This window comes from Bacillus sp. FSL K6-3431 (assembly GCF_038002605.1).
Taxonomy (GTDB): Bacteria; Bacillota; Bacilli; order Bacillales; family Bacillaceae_C; genus Lederbergia.
This window is the reverse complement of sequence record NZ_JBBOCT010000001.1, coordinates 1,241,177-1,260,384: the sequence shown is the minus strand read 5'-3', so window position 1 is coordinate 1,260,384 and position 19,208 is coordinate 1,241,177. Positions and strand designations below refer to the sequence as shown.

Below are 19,208 nucleotides of genomic sequence, written 5' to 3'. Positions count from 1 at the left end.
CAAGTTATTAGTTTCCTCATTCACTTTTCTTATATTTCCGATATGTTTCACTCAGAATATAAAATCTATATTAAAAATGTAGATTGAAGATTAAGTTTGTGTTTATATTAAAAAACTGATTGTTTATATAATAATTTTGTATTGAATACATATATATAATAAAAAAGTAGGGGTGAGGAAAATGGCTGCGATACGACAAGATGCTTGGACATCTGATGAAGATCATTTACTAGCTGAGTTGGTGCTTTCATACATTAAGGCTGGTAGTACCCAGTTGAAGGCTTTCGAAGAAGCCGGCGTAAAGTTAAAAAGAACGCCAGCTGCATGTGGTTTTCGTTGGAATAGTTTTGTAAGAAAGCAATGTCAACAAGGAATTGAAATAGCAAAAAAAGAAAGAAAAAATGTAAACCCTATTTATCAACCATTTCAAGAGGGGAATAAAATCCTTGATTCAGATATGGTAGAGCAATTAAATAATAATGATATTACTATTTTTTTTCAGAAATTAGAGATGACCATCGCGGCGTTAGCAAAAACTAAACTTGAAAATCAACGATTACAGAGAGAAGTAGAAAGTTTAAATGATGTACTTAGAGATAATGAAAAAAGTATGAAAACCTTTGATCATTTGCAGACTGAATATCAAACCTTGCTAAATATTCTTAACCAAGCTAGGGAGAGAACATCTAGTTAAGTGCAATATAAAGTGTACTCGTTCCAGTAAGCTGAAACATCGAGGAATTAGGTGGGGGCATTAAATACTAGGATAAATAATTAAACATAAAAAGAAGAGCTCATTTCGGCTCTTCTTTTTTACTTAATATTGTGTTGGCTCACTTGTTTCCACTGAAGGTTTTCTTGCAAAACACATAATGCCAGCTATTAAATAGAGTAATGCAGGCAAGAAGCCAGTTCCTAGAGAAATAATTCCAACTAAGACTGCGCCAAGGATAAACATAGTTCCGGCAAGTTTTGGTTTTTTATTACCTTTAATACTAATTACACCGACAAGACCGAAAATTATTCCTATGATAGCTACAACCATAAGTGCTGTACCGAAACCCGTCAAGATTGAAAACATATCATTGATACTGCCTTGACCTTCCGCCTCGAATAGACTTACCAACTCTGGGTCTTCAAGTAATGTCGATTTAAATTCAGCAGAGTTACCTGCCCACTTTATTAACGAAGCAAACAAAATCGTTAAGGCACTAAGCACAACACCAATAATTCCTAATACAAATTCTACTGTACGTTTCAAAAATAACACTCCTTCATAAATTAAGCTGTGATACCTAGTTGTTTACGGATGGAGATACAAAAAGTTTCAAAAAACAATCATTGTTTTTGTTCGGATACACCAGGAGGATACCAGACAAGTGGATTTTCTCCCTTATCACGATCCATATCGTATGTTACAGGTATAAAACCCATTTTTTCAAAAAATGCCGTGGAATTCATCCTAGGATTCGTTTTTATTGGAATATTATAGCTTTTTGCATAATCAACTAATAATTTCCCGTAATTTTTTTGTTGATGACCTGGTAAAACCTCTAATTTCCATAAGTCCAAATAATCTTGAGGGGGATCGAAATAATGATCAAATGCTGCCTTTTGTCGATAGAGACTCATTCTTGCAACCAGTTTATCACCGAAGTAAATACCATAAAATGGTGATTGTGAAGCATCTTCAACAATGTTGCTTTCCAAATCCTCTAACATAGATAGTTCTTGTGCGCCATACTCCTTAAAATCCTTAAATTCTTCAAGTGTTTTATAATTTATTTTCAGTTTAGTTACAGAAATAGCCATAACTCCTCCTCCTTCAAATAAAATAGTAAAAGTATTAATGGATAATATTCATTATATAACAAAGGCAAAAGAAGTGTAATATATACAGCCCCAGGTTATATGCTTTTCTTAGAAATTTGTTACAATAGTATATATCTATGTTACAGTATTGAGAAATAGGTGAAATCATGAAAATTGGTATTATTGGTGGCGGGGCAATTGGTCTGTTACTTGCGGCGTATTATGGAGAACAGCATTATGTAACAGTATATTGTAAACGACGAGAACAAGCCGCAAAAATTGAATCCAAAGGAATACAATTAGTACATTCAGAAATCGGACGAATCATTCCGGTTTCAGGTAAAAATGAAGATAAGACGCTTCCATTACAAGACCTAATTATCATAGCGGTAAAACAACATCAACTGGAATCAATATTGCCGGATTTATTTGCATTACCTTTACATAAGCCACTGTTATTTATACAAAATGGTATGGGACATATACCTTTATTAAAGACATTGGCCCAGAGAACGATATATGTTGGAACGATCGAGCACGGAGCTGTAAAAGTGGATGATCGAATAGTAAGTCATAATGGGATCGGGAAAATGAATATAGCTATATTCCGTGGGGAATCAAATGATATTTTAGAGTTTCCTATTTTAGAAAATAAGTTGTTTCCTATTACTATTAAGGATGACTTTTTAGAAATGTTGGAAGCGAAATTGATTGCAAACGCTGTTATTAATCCTTTAACTACTTTATTTTGTGTGAAGAATGGCGAGTTAATTTCAAATCCGGCTTATCATCAGGTTTTTCTACAATTATACGACGAGGTCGTTAAATGTTTCCCACGATGGAATAATCAATACATTGATGTCATTACGAATATTTGTGTTACTACGAGCAAGAATACTTCTTCGATGTTAAAGGATATGACAGAGGGGCGAAAGACAGAGATTGATGCCATCTTAGGATATGTGATAGAAATTGCTGATAGTAAAGGTGTAGATATTCCGGTAGTTCAATTTGTTTATCAAGCTATTGTCGGAATGGAGTTTGAAAGGGGTATTCGAACATTATGGAGCTAGTTTTATCCACTTTGGCAGCGACATTCATTACTTTACCGCTTTTTTTATATTTACTTATATTTATAGGAATAAAATATTGGACTAAAAATGGTAGACAGGCTATGAATACAGCCATAAATATTACCACACCGGTTTTGTTTTTTTCTGTCCACTTTTTATTTTTGGCCATCTGGTCACGTTCGTTAATTTGGTACATTATTATTTTTATGCTATTAATAGGTTTTGCCTTTACTTTCATTTACTGGAAAATGAAAGAAGAGATTATTTATCGTAAATTACTTTTAGGGTATTGGCGATTAATTTTTTTATTGTTCACACTGGTATACATTATTTTACTTGTTTATGGCATAACGATACGAGCAATTGAGGCGGTAATATCTAGTTAGTTACTAACCAAAACAAATTGATGTTATTTAAAGAGTGAATTTGCTATACTCAACGAAGATAAAACGGATAAAGGAAGGATGCTCTGCTTATGGAACTGGAAAGTATTGATATTCCAGCAACAAATGACTTTGCTTCTCTATATATAAAACAAAAAGAACCAGTAAAAGGTTTTTTTCATTATGATATAACGGAGAAAGCTGTTTTTGAAAAAAGGTATAAAGATATAACGAAGGAAGAATATAATAGGCAAGAGTTAGCTAGTATTATCGAGTCGTATATGAAAAGGTTTCCTCATTCTGAAAAAATTGAAGAATCGCTTCACAAACTTCGAGATGCGTCGTCGACCGTTGTTATTGCAGGTCAACAAGCGGGTTTATTAACAGGTCCTTTATATACAATCCATAAAATTATATCTACGATTAAATTAGCAGAACAACAGGAAGTATTACTCGGTAAGCCAGTTGTACCAGTGTTTTGGGTTGCGGGAGAAGACCATGATTATTTAGAAATAAACCACATATTTGCAGAAACTAATGCTGGAATGAAGAAAATGAGTTTTTCAGGTATATTTGATGAAAAACGAATGGTATCTGATATTCATTATGATCAAGAACAAATGCTGGATTGGATTAATCAGATTTTTGAACAGTTAGGCGAACGGAAGCATACGAAAGAAATGATTACCTTTTTACATGATGCGGTTAAAAAGTATAAAACGGTTACCGATTTTTTCACCTATATCGTTATCCACTTTTTTAAAGAATATGGACTATTAGTGATTGATTCAGCAGATATGCAACTTAGGAAATTGGAAAAACGTTACTTCTATCATTTGCTGGAAAATAATGCAGAAATTACTACTTCCGTATTGAAGCAGCAGGGTATGATAAAAAGCAATGCCTTTAATCAAGCGATCGAAATAGAAAATAATTCGGCTAATGTATTTTATTATGTAAATAATGAGCGAATACTTCTTTATTATGATTGTAGTCAGGATTTATTCTTTTCGAAAAAGGGTGATCTAGCTTTCCAAAAAGCAGAATTACTTGATTTATTGGAGCAATTCCCTGAGAGATTCAGTAATAATGTTGTCACAAGGCCAATGATGCAGGAATGGCTATTTCCGACACTTGCATTTATTGCTGGGCCTGGTGAAATAGCATATTGGGGAGAATTAAAACAAGCTTTTGAGTTAACAAATAAAAAGATGCCGCCTATTATTCCAAGGTTGAATATCTCATTTCTGGAATCCTCTGTCGAAAGAGATGTAAATGAATTAACTTTGTCGGTTCAGAACGTGATTAAGAATGGCCTTCATAATGAAAAAGAACAGTTTATTCGATCAGTTTCTGATCAAGAGTTTGATGGAATAACGGAACAAGCCAAAGAATTTTTGGTTGCTCAGTATAGCGGTTTATATAAGAGATTACATAATATAGATACAGGGCTTTTACCTTTAGCTGAAAAAAACCTTGCTTATCATATTAAGCAGTTTGATTTCTTACAGAATAAAGTAGAGACATCTATCCAGAATCAACACAAAACGATGATTCGTAAATATGATCGGATTGAACGACATCTCTGTCCCGATGAAAGTTTTCAAGAAAGGGTATGGAATATTTTTTACTATTTGAATGATCGAGGAGAAGATTTTATACACACCTTAGTTAACCAAGAATATGAATTTAACGGCAAACATAAACTAATCAAAATTTAACATTAAAGTCCTTCCCATGTGGAGGGCTTTTTTGTTTTTCTATTTTATAGGCTTAATAATTGTATTATGATTCATTTATCTTTCAGTCTATTGGCCTAGATCACCAATACTGCAGGAAAGCCGAAAAGCCTGTGCACTCTTGGTTTTATACGAATAAAGTTTAAAAAGTCGATCGGAAATATTATTTAACAAAACCATTTTTGAGAACATTTAACTGATGAGTAGGTGTTTCTTCTCACTTTTTATAAGAGTTGAAAAAAATGTGGTACAAAGTGGGGGGATGTGGTACATTAAATATAGAAAGTGGGGGGCATGTCTTATGTTCATGGGTGAATACCAACATAACATTGATGCAAAAGGCCGTTTAATCGTCCCATCAAAGTTTAGGGAACACTTAGGTGATACCTTTGTAGTTACCCGTGGGCTCGATCAATGTTTATTTGGATATCCAATGGACGAATGGAGACTGCTAGAAGAAAAGTTAAAAGCATTACCACTTACTAAAAAAGACGCTCGTGCATTTACCAGATTTTTTTTCTCTGGTGCGACAGAGTGCGAATTAGACAAGCAGGGTAGAATTAATTTGCCGACATCTTTGCTTGGTTATGCAAATCTCACAAAAGAATGTGTCATTTTAGGGGTATCAAGCAGATTTGAGATTTGGAGCAAAGAATTATGGGAAGACTATATAACAGAATCTGAAGATTCATTTGCAGAAATCGCAGAAAACATGATTGGTTTTGATATTTAAGTACGTGTTCAAAAAAGAAGATAAAAGAGCTGGGACCGACAAAAATGCCACGTCCTATTACAACGTCGGCACTAGGAATCCCTAAGTTTTAGAAAGCAAGCTGACAATGAAGATTGACAGCCGTTTTTATCGAACTTTTTGAATATCCGCTTTAAGTGAAAACTGGTCAGATGAATGAAAGGTGATAGCCATTGTTTATACATAAAACAGTCCTATTGGACGAAACCGTTGATGGTTTGAATATACGGCCTGATGGAATTTATGTGGATTGCACGTTAGGTGGCGGGGGTCATTCCGAAAAAATCCTTTCGCAGTTATCTGATAAAGGTAAACTAATTGCATTTGATCATGATGAAACTGCTCTTAAACATGCAGAAGAAAAACTGAAGGAATATAAACATAACTTAATATTAGTTAAAAGTAATTTTAAGTATATTCAAGAACAAATATACAATCTAGATATACATAATGTTGATGGTATTTTATATGATCTTGGCGTTTCTTCACCGCAACTAGATACACCTGAGCGAGGATTTAGTTACCATCATGATGCACCTTTAGATATGAGAATGGATCAACAAGGTGAGCTAAGTGCATATGACATCGTGAATACATGGGCATATGAAGATCTTGTACGTATCTTCTTCCAATATGGAGAAGAGAAGTTTTCTAAACAGATTGCAAGAAAGATTGAAGCTGCAAGACAAAAATCGCCGATCCAATCTACAGCTGAACTTGTAGAATTGATAAAGGCGGGAATTCCAGCACCGGCAAGAAGAAAAGGCGGACATCCAGCAAAACGAATCTTCCAAGCAATAAGAATTGCTGTAAATGATGAGTTGGCCGTGTTTGAAAGTTCTTTAAAACAAGCAATTGAATTATTAAATCCTGGTGGGAGAATTAGTGTCATTACCTTTCACTCACTCGAAGACCGCATTTGTAAAAGTGTTTTTAAAGAAGCGAGTGAAGGCTTAGCATTACCACCTGGTATGCCTGCTATTCCTGCAGGGTATGAACCAATTATGAAATTAATTAATCGAAAGCCAATCGTTTCATCTGAACAGGAATTAGAAATGAACAATCGTGCTCGATCAGCTAAATTAAGAGTTGCCGAAAAACTTTAAGAAAAAGCGTAAGCAACTTAGATATTAATGTGGACGGAAATTGAATGAATTTAAATGAGATTGAGAAGTGCACAAGACGATATAAAAAGAAGAATAGGGGGAAATGGAGTGAGTAATCTAGCACGTAAGCATGAGCAGCAAGTAAATGAATCGATGAATCAAGTAAACGTTCAAATCAAAAAAGTACAGCGACATGCAAAAATTACTCTAGGAGAAAAAGTAATTGCATTTTTTTTCATTGCCATGTTTGCTTTTATGGCAATTAAAATTATCACTGCTCAAGCATCTATCTATGAAGTAAATAAAGAAATTGAAGATATGAAAACAAGTATTCACGAACAACAGAAGGTAAATGGTGATTTAACAGACCAAATTAGCGATCTAAGCAGATATGATCGTGTGCGTAAAATAGCTAAAGAACAAGGGCTGGATTTGGATGAGAATAACGTCAAGGTTGTAGAGAAAAAATGACTGATAGTAAAAAAAATAGAAACAAAGGAGCAGCCTTCTTATTCATTATATTTGGAGTGCTCTTTTTTGTCTTGATTGTACGTTTTATTACAATCCAATTCACAGGAGAGGTAGATGGAAAAGCTCTTGCTGCGAGAGCTGCTCAAACTTATTTACGTAAAGATATTATTCAAGCGAAGCGCGGAACAATTTATGATCAAAATGGGAAGGTAATTGCGGAAGATACTGCATCATATACACTTGTTGCTATATTAGATGAGAAATTAACTTGGGATAAAAAAAAGCCCCAACATGTGGTAGACCCACGAAAAACGGCTACAGAGCTTGCAAAGCAAATCGAAATGAGTGAGGAAGATATTTATTCCCGTCTAACAAAAGAAGGGAGTAAGCAAGTGGAGTTTGGTAAGGCGGGGAAAGATTTATCGCATACAGTCAAAAAAAAGATAGAGGAAATGAAATTACCGGGAGTTTCATTTATAAAGGACTCCAAACGCTTTTATCCAAATGGTATATTCGCTTCACATCTTATTGGTTATGCACAAAAAGATCAATCTGAGGATGTGGATGCAGACATAGTAGGTATGATGGGTCTTGAGAAAAGCTACGACAAAATGTTAAAAGGAAAAGATGGGTCGATCCAATATAAAGGCGACTCTTGGGATTATATTTTGCCTAATTCTAAAAAACAGATTGTTGAGCCGGAAATGGGCCATGAAATGTATTTGACAATCGATAAAAAAATTCAAACATTTCTAGAAGATGCAATGAATAAAGTGGATGAGGAGTACAAACCAAAAAGAATTATGGCGATTGTTGCCGATCCAAAAACGGGAAAAATTCTAGCTATGGGGCAACGTCCAACCTATCATCCGGACACTAGAGAAGGAATTGATCAGTCTTGGCATAATGAGATTATTGAAACATCATTTGAGCCAGGGTCAACGATGAAAATTTTCTCATTGGCTGCTGCAGTTGAAGAGAAGAAATTTAATCCGAATGAAAAGTTTAAATCTGGAACCTATCGTGTAGACAAAAAAAGTCAAACGATTAAAGATCATAATAATGGGGCTGGTTGGGGGCCAATCTCTTATTTAGAAGGTGTACAACGCTCATCCAACGTTGGATTTGCTTATCTTTTGGAAAAAATGGGTACCAAAACGTGGCGAGCATATATGGATGAATTTAAATTCGGTACGAAAACAGGGATTGCCTTACCGAATGAAGTAGCAGGAAATATTTTATATGATTGGCCAATTGAGAAAGTAACGAGTGTGTATGGACAAGGTACAACAGTTACTGCGATTCAAATGGTACAGGCAATGTCGGCAATCGCTAATGATGGTAAGATGATGAAGCCTTATGTGGTTGATAAAATCGTTAATCCAAATGATGGTACAGTAAAACAGAATAAAGCGGAGATTGCTGGTCAGCCAATTAGTAAAGAAACTGCAAAAGAAGTAAGAGATATATTAGAGACAACATTATTACCACCAAACGGTACAGCACAAAACTTTCAGATAGATGGCTATAGTGTAGCGGGGAAAACTGGAACAGCCCAAATTCCGAATCCCAAAGGCGGCGGTTACTTAGAAGGTAGGAATAATTTCATTTTCTCATTTCTTGGAACAGCCCCTGCGGATGATCCACGATTGGTTGTTTATGTTGCAGTGGAACAGCCGCAATTAAAATTAGTTGAAAGCGGCAGTGAACCAGTTTCATTGATTTTTAATTCTGTTATGAAAAATAGCCTACAATATTTAAATATAAAACCTGAAAAGGTACCTGAAGCGAAAATCTTTGAATTACCTGACTTTTCAACGATGAATACGAAGGATATGACTAAGGTATTAAAAGACAATAAGCTAGAGCCGGTTATTATTGGAAAAGGCGATAAAATTATCAGCCAATCACCGAAACAAGGTACACAGGTTCTTGAAGGTGAAAAAGTAATCATAAGATTAAAAGGAGATAAGACAATCCCAAATATGATTGGATGGTCTAAACGGGATGTATTAAAAATAGCGCAACAATTAGAGGTAAAAGTTAATATGACTGGTGAAGGATTTGCTTTTAAACAAAATCTAAAAGCGGGTTCGGTGCTTAAACCAGAAGATCAAATTGTCGTGAATTTTGAAACACCTATACAAAAGCTAGAAAGAGAAAAGAAACAATCTGAGCAAAAAGAAGATCCACCATTAAATTAGAGACACAAAGAACCGGCATATTGATGCCGGTTCTTTGTGTTCGTATATTAAATCAATGTACACTAGCCCATGAGAGCTTGGTCACACTCGTTTAATTTATCGCACAGACCACATAGCATAGGCATAGGTGGAGTAATTTTGGAAAAGGCAGTCTGGTACCTATACTAATCTTGTACAGAGGCCTAACGGATTTGGCAGTTATAGTTTTAGTTCAAACCGATCTAAAGTGATTTATCGGCTTTACTCTGTTTGCATTCAGTGCCTATTTTGCTTTTTCTCAAGTTCTATCGTTAGGGGACAAGTCATATAGTTGAACGAGCCGAAAAAAAGGAGGTTCTTTTTGTGAAGCGAGTATCAACTGTAACAGTTAGAAAAAGATTATTTACTGTCCTCTTAGCTGGCTTAATCATTTTTTTTATTATTGATTTACGGCTTGGTTATGTCCAATTTGCTATGGGTGACTTTTTGACGGATCGTGCACATGATTCGTGGAGTCGCGAAATACCATTTGAACCAGAACGTGGTGAAATTGTGGACCGGAATGATGTAGCGATTGCAACAAACGAAAGTGCACCTACAGTTTATGTCGTTCCAAGACAAATAGAGAAACCGGCTGAGGCGGCTCGGAAATTGGCGGCATTATTAGATGCGCCCGAAGAAAAAATATATAAACAATTGGTAGAGAATGCCATGAACGTCAGGGTGAAAGAAGGTAGAAAAATCACCTTCGAAAAGGCGAGGGAAGTTCAGGCATTAGATATAAAAGGAATTTATATCGCTGAAGATTCAAAACGTCACTACCCATTTGGGAAATATTTGTCACATGTGCTTGGTTTTACAGGAGTTGACAATCAAGGATTAATGGGATTAGAACTATATTATGATAAAGAGTTAAAGGGAAGTAAAGGCTCAGTTCAATTTTTCTCCGATGCAAAAGGTCAGAGAATGCCTGATATGTCTGATGATTTCAAAGCACCGATCGATGGATACAAATTAAAATTAACAATAGATACAAAAATCGAATCAATTATCGAAAGAGAAATGGATAATGCGGAAGCATTATATAATCCCGATGGTCTAGTTACAATAGCTATGAACCCGAATAACGGAGAAATTTTAGGGATGTCAAGTAGACCTTCGTTTGATCCAGCTGATTTTAGAGAGGTACCTCAAGAAATTTATAATCGAAATTTGCCCATTTGGAGCACATATGAGCCTGGATCGACTTTTAAAATTATTACACTTGCTGCTGCACTTGAGGAAGGAAAAGTAGATTTAGAGGAGGATCATTTTCATGACCCAGGATTCGTCAAGGTCGGGGGTTCTACTTTAAAATGTTGGAAAAGAGGTGGCCATGGCAGTCAAACATTTTTAGAAGTTGTGGAAAACTCATGTAACCCAGGATTTGTTGAACTTGGGCAGAGACTAGGTAAAGAAAAATTATTTCAATATATAAAAGACTTTGGGTTTGGTCAGAAAACAGGGATAGATTTAGCGGGTGAAGGAACTGGTATACTGTTTAAAATGGATCAAATTGGGCCTGTAGAGTTGGCGACAACAGCGTTTGGTCAAGGTGTTTCTGTAACGCCAATTCAACAGGTGGCTGCAGTTGCTGCTGCTGTCAATGGAGGTACTTTATACCAACCATATATCGCGAAGGAACTGATTGATCCGATTACTGGTGAAGTTGTTATGCGTAAAACACCGATTGCTAAGCGGAAAGTCATTTCGGAAGCAACTTCAAAGGAGATTCGTCATACATTAGAAAGTGTTGTTGCTCAAGGTACAGGTGGAAATGCATTCGTTGATTTCTATCGAGTAGGAGGTAAAACAGGTACAGCACAAAAAGCAAAAGATGGCCGTTATCTCGAAAATAATCATGTGGTGTCTTTTATCGGTTTTGCTCCTGCGGATGATCCACAAATCGTTGTTTATACTGCAGTAGATAATCCAAAGGGAATTATTCAATTTGGCGGTACAGTTGCTGCTCCAATAGTTGGTAATATCATTGAGGATTCATTGCGGGCAATGGATGTAAAACCGAGAGATAATCAAATTGAAAAAAAGAAAAAATGGGATGACCCCATTAAGATTACTGTTCCTAATTTAGTCGGAATGACAAAAAAAGAAATTTTGCAGCAACAAATATATGATGTAAAGCTTGAAACGAATGGGGAAGGTGATACAGTTGCTCAACAAGCACCTGAAGCTGGGGTAGAAATTGAAGTAGGATCTGTTATTCGTATTTATATGAAGTGAACTCGTTTCGGTAAAGCTGAAAGATCGGGAATCAGGTGGGGTTTTATTCCACCTGATTGTACACCTTCACTTAGTCCTTAGTGAAAGAGCGAGATAAACTTTGTTTGCGGCATGAATATTCATTGCCGCTTATTTAAATAGTTCGACAAAGCGTATATGTTTATTTAATCTTGGTCAGTATTTTTCCTTCGATTAGTGGTATGTATCTCACTTGTTGAAAACGCTTTTCTAATATAATTCTAAAAAAATATTACCAGCATGATAGCTTCATAAGCAATAATTTTGTAGAATAGATAATATGGTTTATAATAAAGTGTTTTAATGAGTTCAAAAAGTCACCAAATGATAAACGGCGAATTTCTTCGTTGCTCGGTTTTTCCGGTTCTCACGTATGAAAAGCATACGCTCAGATCCTCAAAACCTTTGCGCCTCGAACTTCTTGTTTCTAATTTGGCACCTTTTTGAACACGCACTTTAATGAAGAACCGAAAGTTCTTTTGCATGGGGAAGGAAGGAAGAAATGAAATTACATACACTTTTACAGACAATTCCATTTATATCACTACCTATTGAAAATCCGGAAATTAAAAGTATAGTTAATGACCATAGGAATGCCAAACCGGGTTGTATGTTTGTTTGCGTGAAAGGTCACGTGGTTGATGGGCATCAATTTGCTCAGGAAGCTGAATTAAGAGGGGCAGCTGCGATCTTAGCTGAAGAAACATTAGATGTCAACATTCCTGTTATTCAAGTACAAGATAGTAAACGCATCATGGCAGTCATTGCTGATGCTTTTTATGATAGGCCTACACATAAGCTGCATATGATCGGTATTACTGGTACAAATGGTAAAACAACGACAAGTCATTTGATTGATAAAATCTTTCGTGATGTTGGTAGAACTACTGGATTAATTGGTACGATTCATATGAAAGTTGCAGATCATGTGATTGAAACAAAAAATACAACACCTGACAGTATTATGTTACAATCAGTTTTTCAGCAAATGGTTCAAGCGGAAATCGATACATCCATCATGGAAGTCTCTTCACATGCTCTTGTTCAAGGAAGGGTTAATGGATGTGATTATGATGTTGCGGTGTTTACAAATCTTAGTCAGGACCATTTAGATTACCACCAGACAATGGAAGAATATCAACGCGCTAAAGGTTTGTTGTTTTCCCGGCTAGGAAATAAGTACCAATCTGATAAACCAAAATTTGCAGTTTTGAATAAAGATGATAAAGCTACGGAACAGTTTTTAAACGATACCGCTGCACATATAATTACATATGGTATCGATCATCCAGCTGATTTTGGTGCGAAAGATATTGTATTGGATGGCAGTGGGACTACATTTACCCTGATATCTCCTGGGGCGGAACAGAAAGTTAGCTTGAAATTGATAGGTAAATTTAATGTATACAATGTATTGGCTGCCATTGCAACTGCATATGTTTCTAATATTCCCCTTGATTCAATCATTCAATCCATAGAAACCGTTGCTGGTGTTTCTGGGAGATTTGAATCTGTTGATGGTGGTCAGGAGTTTCCGATAATTGTTGATTATGCTCACACACCAGATAGTTTGGAAAATGTATTAAAAACAATTAATCAGTTTGCCGAAAAAAGAATTTTTGCGATTGTTGGTTGTGGTGGTGACAGAGATAAAACAAAGCGTCCACTGATGGCTAATATAGCCTGTAAATACGCAACCAATCCCATTTTCACTTCGGATAATCCTAGAAGTGAAGACCCACTCGCAATATTGAAAGATATGGAACAAGGGGTCAAAGGAAAAGATTATCAAATTATTCCAAATAGAAGTGAAGCTATTAACCATGCAATTCAATCAGCTAAAGCGGGGGATGTTGTGCTAGTGGCTGGTAAGGGGCATGAAACATATCAAATTATTGGAAAGCAAGTATTTGATTTTGATGATCGTCTTGTTGCTTTAGAAGCATTAAAGGGGCGGTAAAAAATGTTGAGTTATGCTGATCTTGCTGAAATCATTCCTAAGACATCGGGAATAAAAAATGTTTCGATCCATTTTCATACAATCACATTAAATAGTTCGATCCCAATGGCAAAAGGATTATTTATTTACAATAATGCTGATCCTGATTTATTAGAAGCAATCGGAAATGGTGCAATCGCAGCTATATGGCCACATGATGTGAAACTGCCACATTATACCCCAAATCATTTTCCGATCTTTTATGTAAATAAGCCTGTGGATTCATTAATTGTTATTGTAAAAAAACATATAAATAAAATAATATTGAATAATAGTGGAGATATGACAAATATGATACTTAAAAGTACAGAATTACCAACTGAAGATACAAATATTCGTGAAGTTATTTCGTTATTAAGTAAGAAAAATGATGATAATCAGAATGGGAGAGAGCATATATAATGGAGCGCATTATTCTATTTGCCATTATTATGGCTTTTCTCATAACTGTTATATTATCACCAGTGTTTATTCCTTTTTTAAGAAGATTGAAGTTTGGGCAAAGTATACGCGACGAAGGTCCAAAGTCGCATCAAAAGAAAAGTGGAACACCGACCATGGGTGGCATATTAATCGTTATCTCGATTATCATTACCACTTTAGTTATGACGGCTAAGTATTCGGAGCCAGGGATGGATACATACTTATTATTATTTGTCCTATTAGGGTTTGGCCTGCTAGGTTTTCTAGATGATTTTATTAAAATAGCTATGAAAAGAAATTTAGGATTAACGTCTTTGCAAAAATTAATTGGGCAAATTGTCATTGCTGTTGTTTTTTATATTATTTTAAAGATGAATGATTTCTCTACTGCTATTACCATTCCGCTTACTGATTTTTCCATTGATTTAGGTTGGGGATATGCCCTCTTTATCATTTTTTGGTTAGTTGGCTTTTCAAATGCGACGAATTTAACAGATGGACTTGATGGTCTTTTATCTGGTACAGCCGCTATTGCATTTGGTGCGTTTGCGATCTTGGCTTGGAGTCAAGGTTTGCTTGATATAACTTTATTTTCAGTATCGGTAATGGGTGCAGTTTTAGGATTTCTTGTTTTTAATGCAAACCCAGCGAAGGTTTTTATGGGGGATACAGGTTCATTAGCACTTGGTGGTGCCCTTGCTGCGATCGCCATTCTTACTAAAATGGAAATCATCCTATTACTCATCGGTGGAGTTTTTGTATTAGAAACATTATCGGTTATATTGCAAGTAGCTTCGTTTAAAACTACAGGGAAACGTATTTTCAAAATGAGTCCACTCCATCATCACTATGAATTGTCTGGATGGTCCGAATGGCGTGTTGTTGTAACGTTTTGGTCTGTTGGAGTGCTTTGTGCCATTTTAGGAATATATATTGAGGTGTGGGTGTGAAATGAAAAGGATAACGGAATACGAATATAAAAAAGTACTTGTCCTTGGATTAGCGAAAAGCGGAGTTGTCGCTGCATCGCTTCTCCATCAATTGGGGGCTTTTGTTACAGTAAATGATTATAAACCATTTGAAGAGAATCCAGATGCTCAAGGGTTGCTTGAACAAGGGATTAAAGTAATTTGTGGAAGTCACCCAGTAGAACTCCTTGATGAGGGCTTTGAATTAATCGTAAAAAACCCTGGTATTCCTTATACGAATCCACTTGTTCGGGGAGCTGTCGATTTAGGAATTCCAATTATTACAGAAATTGAATTAGCGTATCGAATTTCTGAAGCAGATATGATTGGTATTACAGGGACAAACGGAAAAACAACTACGACGACACTTATTTATGAGATGCTCCAAAATGGAGGACAGCATCCATTAATTGCTGGAAATATAGGTACAGTTGCTTCGGAAGTAGCCCAAAAAGCAACGGCTGATCATAAAATGGTTGTAGAGCTTTCGTCGTTTCAATTGATGGGTATCCAAACATTGCGACCTAAGGTATCTATTATTACAAATTTATATGAAGCACATTTGGATTATCATGGTACTTGGAAGGAATACGCAGAAGCGAAAGTAAATATTACTAAAAATCAGACAGAAGAAGATTTTCTGATTGTAAACGCTGATCAACATGAATTAATGGATCTCATTCATTTTTCTATGGCAAGGATTATTCCTTTTTCAACGAAGTGTTATATAGAAGAGGGTGCTTCAGTGAAGAACGGTCAACTCTTTTACCAAGGGGAAGCGATTATTAACTTGGATGACATTGCTTTACCAGGTGCACATAATTTAGAAAATATTTTATCAGCTGTAGCAGCTGTAAAAATAATGGGCATCGAAAATGAAGGGATCCGTTCAGTGTTAATGACATTCAGGGGTGTTAAGCATAGAACGCAATTTGTTCAAACGATAAATGGTAGAAGCTTTTATAATGATTCTAAGGCGACTAATATTCTAGCGGCTGCGAGTGCAATAAAAGCATTTAACGAGCCTATCATTTTATTAGCAGGTGGACTTGATCGAGGAAATGAATTTGATGAACTAGTCCCATTCCTCAATAATGTCAAGGCGATGATTGTATTCGGTGAGACAGCTAAAAAGTTGGAGAAAGCCGGTCGTATTGCTGGGATCGAAAACATTCAACTTGTGGAGAATGTGGAAGCAGCAGTTCCGGTTGCCTACGATTTATCTGAGGAAGATGATATTATTTTATTATCTCCTGCATGTGCAAGTTGGGATCAGTATCGAACTTTTGAAGTTCGAGGTGATATTTTTATAGAAGCTGTGCATAAGCTTAAATAAAGCATGTCATTATGAACGAGCAAACAACAGAAAGTGTATTCTCACCATGAAGATAAGACTCTCATAATAATGCTTCAATATGAGCGGCAGAGGTGGATGCACAGTGCCAACAAAAAAAACAGCTCCAGATTTAATATTGATTATGACTACATTGACTTTATTAGGTGTTGGCTTAATCATGGTTTACAGCGCAAGTGCAGTGTGGGCTAATTATAAATTTGCCGATCCCTTCTTTTTCTTAAAACGCCAGCTGCTTTTTGCTGGGGTAGGTATCGTTGCAATGTTTCTAATCATAAACTTCGATTATTGGGTGTGGAAGCAATGGGCGAAGCCAATAATAATTATTTGCTTTCTGCTTTTGGTTGCAGTACTCGTTCCCGGCATCGGAAAAGAAATCAATGGCTCAAGAAGTTGGATAGGGGTAGGAGCTTTTTCTGTACAACCATCAGAATTCATGAAGATAGCAATGATTGTTTTTTTGGCAAAATTTCTATCTGAGCGGCAAAGGTATATTACAACAATTAAAAAAGGATTATTACCCTCCCTTTCACTTGTGTTTCTAGCATTTGCATTAATAATGCTTCAACCGGACCTGGGTACAGGAACAGTTATGGTCGGGACATGCGTAGTAATGATTTACGTATGCGGTGCAAGAATTGCTCATTTCGCCTTTCTAGGCTTTCTGGGCTTAGCTGGTTTTGTTGGGCTTGTAATTTCAGCCCCTTACCGTATAAAAAGAATAACTTCCTTTCTTGATCCTTGGCAAGATCCATTGAATAGTGGCTTTCAAATCATCCAATCATTATATGCAATCGGACCTGGTGGATTATTGGGACTAGGCTTGGGTGAAAGTAAACAAAAGTATTTCTATCTACCTGAACCACAAACAGATTTCATCTTTGCGATACTTGCAGAAGAATTAGGATTTATCGGTGGTAGTTTTATCCTGCTTCTGTTTGGACTACTTTTATGGCGAGGAATTAAAATTGCTCTTTCGGCCCCAGACCTATTCGGTAGTTTTTTAGCGGTAGGAATTATATCAATGATTGCTATACAAGTGATGATTAATATCGGAGTGGTGATTGGGTTGATGCCAGTAACGGGAATCACTCTTCCGCTATTAAGCTATGGTGGATCGTCATTAACCTTAATGCTCATGGCCATAGGGGTATTATTAAACATTAGCCGTCATGCTAGATAGCGAAGACAGTGCTTGATTAAGCACAAAATTTAGATGAAATGGCATAAGGTACTAAAAATGGGAGCGATAATGTTTCCATTTTTTAGTGCCTATTTTACATTTCAACAACAATATACCTAAAACGCGTTTTTATTGTACTTTATATAGTAAAATAAGATAATTGCAGTGTTATACATAGTAAAAATATAGATATTAAATAAGATAGAGGTGTCATAATGAAAATAATTGTAAGTGGTGGAGGCACCGGAGGGCATATTTATCCTGCCTTAGCATTAATCCGAACAATAAAAAAAGAATATCCTAAAACACAATTTCTCTATATCGGCACAGAAAAAGGTTTAGAGGCTGATATTATTCGCAGGGAAAATATTCCTTTTGAAACAATTAATATTACAGGTTTTAAACGCTCACTTTCATTAGAAAATTTGAAAACAATTTTCCGCTTTTTTAAAGGTGTTCGAGATAGTAAAAAACTTTTGAAAAAATTTAATCCAGATGCTGTTGTTGGTACTGGAGGATATGTTTGTGGTCCGGTCGTTTACGCTGCTGCAAAAAAACGAATCCCAACCATTATTCATGAACAGAATAGTATTCCGGGATTAACTAATAAATTTTTAAGTAGATATGTAGATAAAGTAGCTGTTTGCTTTGAACAAGTTCGTGAATATTTTCCCGAAAGTAAAGTAGTTCTAACAGGAAACCCGCGTGCCTCAGAAGTAATCGGGAAGAAGAAAATGGGGGTAATTCAATCATTTGGATTAAGAGACGACTTACCTATAGCGTTAATTTTTGGAGGGAGTCGCGGAGCTAGACCAATTAATGAAGTAGTAATTAAGTCGCTTTCCCAATTATCAACGAAACCGTATCAGGTACTATATGTAACGGGAGAATCACATTATGATGAGGTTCGAAAAGAAGCGGAATTGTTTGGTGAATTTAATAATATTGTTATTTTGCCATTTATACATAATATGCAAGAACTGCTGGCATCTGTTGATGTTGTCATTGGGAGGGCAGGCGCAACATCACTTGCTGAAATTACAGCCCTTGGCTTACCATCCATATTGATTCCAAGTCCATACGTTACAAATAACCATCAGGAAAAAAATGCCGAAGCCCTCGTCGAAAAAGGGGCAGCGTATATGTTGACCGAAAAAGAATTGACTAGTCAACGATTGATTGAAGCCATTGATAGAATATTATTGGATGAGTCAGAAAGAACAAATATGGGGAATGCTTCTAAAAAACTTGGTATTCAGGATGCATCAAATCGACTTTTTGACGTAATCAAAGAGCTGACAAACAATAGGTAATGTAGTAGTAGAATAAATCAAACATCCAGTGAGCTCGTTTCAGCAAGCTGAAACATCGTGGAATCAGGTGGGGGTCTTAAACCTTAAAGAAAAATCGGGACAAAAATTAGATGAAGAACGGAGCAATTTAAGTATGATCATGTTATTCTAGA

The 19,208-nt window shown here is 35.9% G+C and carries 17 protein-coding genes; 15 read left to right on the top strand and 2 right to left on the bottom strand.

The window, feature by feature from the left end; translation table 11 throughout:
• The first annotated feature begins 181 nt into the window (after positions 1 to 181).
• A complete protein-coding gene (locus tag MHB53_RS06355) occupies positions 182 to 694 on the top strand; it encodes an RsfA family transcriptional regulator (protein WP_340916363.1) in 513 nt (170 codons plus the stop codon).
• Positions 695 to 817: 123 nt separating this feature from the next.
• Here MHB53_RS06355 and MHB53_RS06350 read toward each other — a convergent pair whose 3' ends face one another.
• Together MHB53_RS06350 and MHB53_RS06345 are read right to left on the bottom strand one after the other, a co-directional pair.
• A complete protein-coding gene (locus MHB53_RS06350; RefSeq protein WP_340916361.1) occupies positions 818 to 1,261 on the bottom strand; it encodes a DUF4064 domain-containing protein in 444 nt (147 codons plus the stop codon).
• Between the two features lie 77 nt (positions 1,262 to 1,338).
• On the bottom strand, positions 1,339 to 1,812 hold the full coding sequence (locus MHB53_RS06345) for an N-acetyltransferase (protein WP_340916360.1): 474 nt from the start codon (positions 1,810 to 1,812) through the stop codon (positions 1,339 to 1,341).
• 167 nt (positions 1,813 to 1,979) lie between these two features.
• On the opposite strand from MHB53_RS06345, the gene MHB53_RS06340 reads away from it, so the two are divergent.
• The 14 genes from MHB53_RS06340 to murG all read left to right on the top strand — a co-directional run bounded on the left by MHB53_RS06340 (position 1,980) and on the right by murG (position 19,056).
• The gene (locus MHB53_RS06340) at positions 1,980 to 2,885 is read left to right on the top strand and encodes a 2-dehydropantoate 2-reductase (protein WP_340916358.1); all 906 of its coding nucleotides are present in this window, start codon (positions 1,980 to 1,982) and stop codon (positions 2,883 to 2,885) included.
• A complete protein-coding gene (locus MHB53_RS06335; protein WP_340916357.1) occupies positions 2,876 to 3,271 on the top strand; it encodes a DUF3397 domain-containing protein in 396 nt (131 codons plus the stop codon). The genes MHB53_RS06340 and MHB53_RS06335 overlap by 10 nt, the downstream gene beginning before the upstream one ends.
• Before the next feature lie 89 nt (positions 3,272 to 3,360).
• On the top strand, positions 3,361 to 4,989 hold the full coding sequence (bshC, locus tag MHB53_RS06330; protein ID WP_340916356.1) for a bacillithiol biosynthesis cysteine-adding enzyme BshC: 1,629 nt from the start codon (positions 3,361 to 3,363) through the stop codon (positions 4,987 to 4,989).
• A gap of 319 nt (positions 4,990 to 5,308) precedes the next feature.
• Positions 5,309 to 5,740 (top strand): division/cell wall cluster transcriptional repressor MraZ, encoded by a 432-nt coding sequence (mraZ, locus tag MHB53_RS06325; RefSeq protein ID WP_340916355.1) that lies wholly within the window; start codon positions 5,309 to 5,311, stop codon positions 5,738 to 5,740.
• A 191-nt stretch (positions 5,741 to 5,931) separates the two neighbouring features.
• Entirely contained in the window at positions 5,932 to 6,864 is a 933-nt protein-coding gene (gene rsmH / locus MHB53_RS06320) for a 16S rRNA (cytosine(1402)-N(4))-methyltransferase RsmH (protein ID WP_340916354.1), read from the top strand.
• A 108-nt stretch (positions 6,865 to 6,972) separates the two neighbouring features.
• A complete protein-coding gene (gene ftsL / locus MHB53_RS06315; protein ID WP_340916353.1) occupies positions 6,973 to 7,335 on the top strand; it encodes a cell division protein FtsL in 363 nt (120 codons plus the stop codon).
• Entirely contained in the window at positions 7,332 to 9,539 is a 2,208-nt protein-coding gene (locus tag MHB53_RS06310; RefSeq protein ID WP_340916351.1) for a penicillin-binding protein, read from the top strand. Before ftsL ends, MHB53_RS06310 begins: the two co-directional genes overlap by 4 nt.
• A 342-nt stretch (positions 9,540 to 9,881) precedes the next feature.
• A complete protein-coding gene (locus tag MHB53_RS06305) occupies positions 9,882 to 11,798 on the top strand; it encodes a stage V sporulation protein D (RefSeq protein WP_340916350.1) in 1,917 nt (638 codons plus the stop codon).
• 520 nt (positions 11,799 to 12,318) lie between these two features.
• Positions 12,319 to 13,776: a UDP-N-acetylmuramoyl-L-alanyl-D-glutamate--2,6-diaminopimelate ligase gene (locus MHB53_RS06300; protein WP_340916349.1), complete on the top strand. Its 1,458-nt coding sequence runs from the start codon at positions 12,319 to 12,321 to the stop codon at positions 13,774 to 13,776.
• A gap of 3 nt (positions 13,777 to 13,779) precedes the next feature.
• Positions 13,780 to 14,217 (top strand): hypothetical protein, encoded by a 438-nt coding sequence (locus MHB53_RS06295; protein WP_340916348.1) that lies wholly within the window; start codon positions 13,780 to 13,782, stop codon positions 14,215 to 14,217.
• Complete coding sequence (gene mraY, locus MHB53_RS06290; RefSeq protein ID WP_340924516.1) at positions 14,214 to 15,188, top strand: phospho-N-acetylmuramoyl-pentapeptide-transferase; 975 nt, start codon at positions 14,214 to 14,216, stop codon at positions 15,186 to 15,188. Before MHB53_RS06295 ends, mraY begins: the two co-directional genes overlap by 4 nt.
• Position 15,189: 1 nt before the next feature.
• Entirely contained in the window at positions 15,190 to 16,542 is a 1,353-nt protein-coding gene (murD, locus tag MHB53_RS06285) for a UDP-N-acetylmuramoyl-L-alanine--D-glutamate ligase (RefSeq protein ID WP_340916347.1), read from the top strand.
• Positions 16,543 to 16,645: 103 nt separating this feature from the next.
• Positions 16,646 to 17,743: a stage V sporulation protein E gene (gene spoVE, locus MHB53_RS06280; RefSeq protein WP_340916346.1), complete on the top strand. Its 1,098-nt coding sequence runs from the start codon at positions 16,646 to 16,648 to the stop codon at positions 17,741 to 17,743.
• A gap of 215 nt (positions 17,744 to 17,958) precedes the next feature.
• Positions 17,959 to 19,056: an undecaprenyldiphospho-muramoylpentapeptide beta-N-acetylglucosaminyltransferase gene (gene murG / locus MHB53_RS06275; RefSeq protein WP_340916343.1), complete on the top strand. Its 1,098-nt coding sequence runs from the start codon at positions 17,959 to 17,961 to the stop codon at positions 19,054 to 19,056.
• The last annotated feature ends 152 nt before the right edge of the window (positions 19,057 to 19,208 follow it).

Excerpts from the sequence above, each read along its gene's own strand:
- murG (WP_340916343.1), top strand. The coding sequence starts at position 17,959 with ATGAAAATAATTGTAAGTGGTGGAGGCACCGGAGGGCATATTTATCCT.
- mraZ (WP_340916355.1), top strand. The coding sequence starts at position 5,309 with ATGTTCATGGGTGAATACCAACATAACATTGATGCAAAAGGCCGTTTA.
- MHB53_RS06295 (WP_340916348.1), top strand. The coding sequence starts at position 13,780 with ATGTTGAGTTATGCTGATCTTGCTGAAATCATTCCTAAGACATCGGGA.
- MHB53_RS06345 (WP_340916360.1), bottom strand. The coding sequence starts at position 1,812 with ATGGCTATTTCTGTAACTAAACTGAAAATAAATTATAAAACACTTGAA.
- MHB53_RS06310 (WP_340916351.1), top strand. The coding sequence starts at position 7,332 with ATGACTGATAGTAAAAAAAATAGAAACAAAGGAGCAGCCTTCTTATTC.
- MHB53_RS06335 (WP_340916357.1), top strand. The coding sequence starts at position 2,876 with ATGGAGCTAGTTTTATCCACTTTGGCAGCGACATTCATTACTTTACCG.
- MHB53_RS06300 (WP_340916349.1), top strand. The coding sequence starts at position 12,319 with ATGAAATTACATACACTTTTACAGACAATTCCATTTATATCACTACCT.
- MHB53_RS06340 (WP_340916358.1), top strand. The coding sequence starts at position 1,980 with ATGAAAATTGGTATTATTGGTGGCGGGGCAATTGGTCTGTTACTTGCG.
- MHB53_RS06355 (WP_340916363.1), top strand. The coding sequence starts at position 182 with ATGGCTGCGATACGACAAGATGCTTGGACATCTGATGAAGATCATTTA.
- bshC (WP_340916356.1), top strand. The coding sequence starts at position 3,361 with ATGGAACTGGAAAGTATTGATATTCCAGCAACAAATGACTTTGCTTCT.
- murD (WP_340916347.1), top strand. The coding sequence starts at position 15,190 with ATGAAAAGGATAACGGAATACGAATATAAAAAAGTACTTGTCCTTGGA.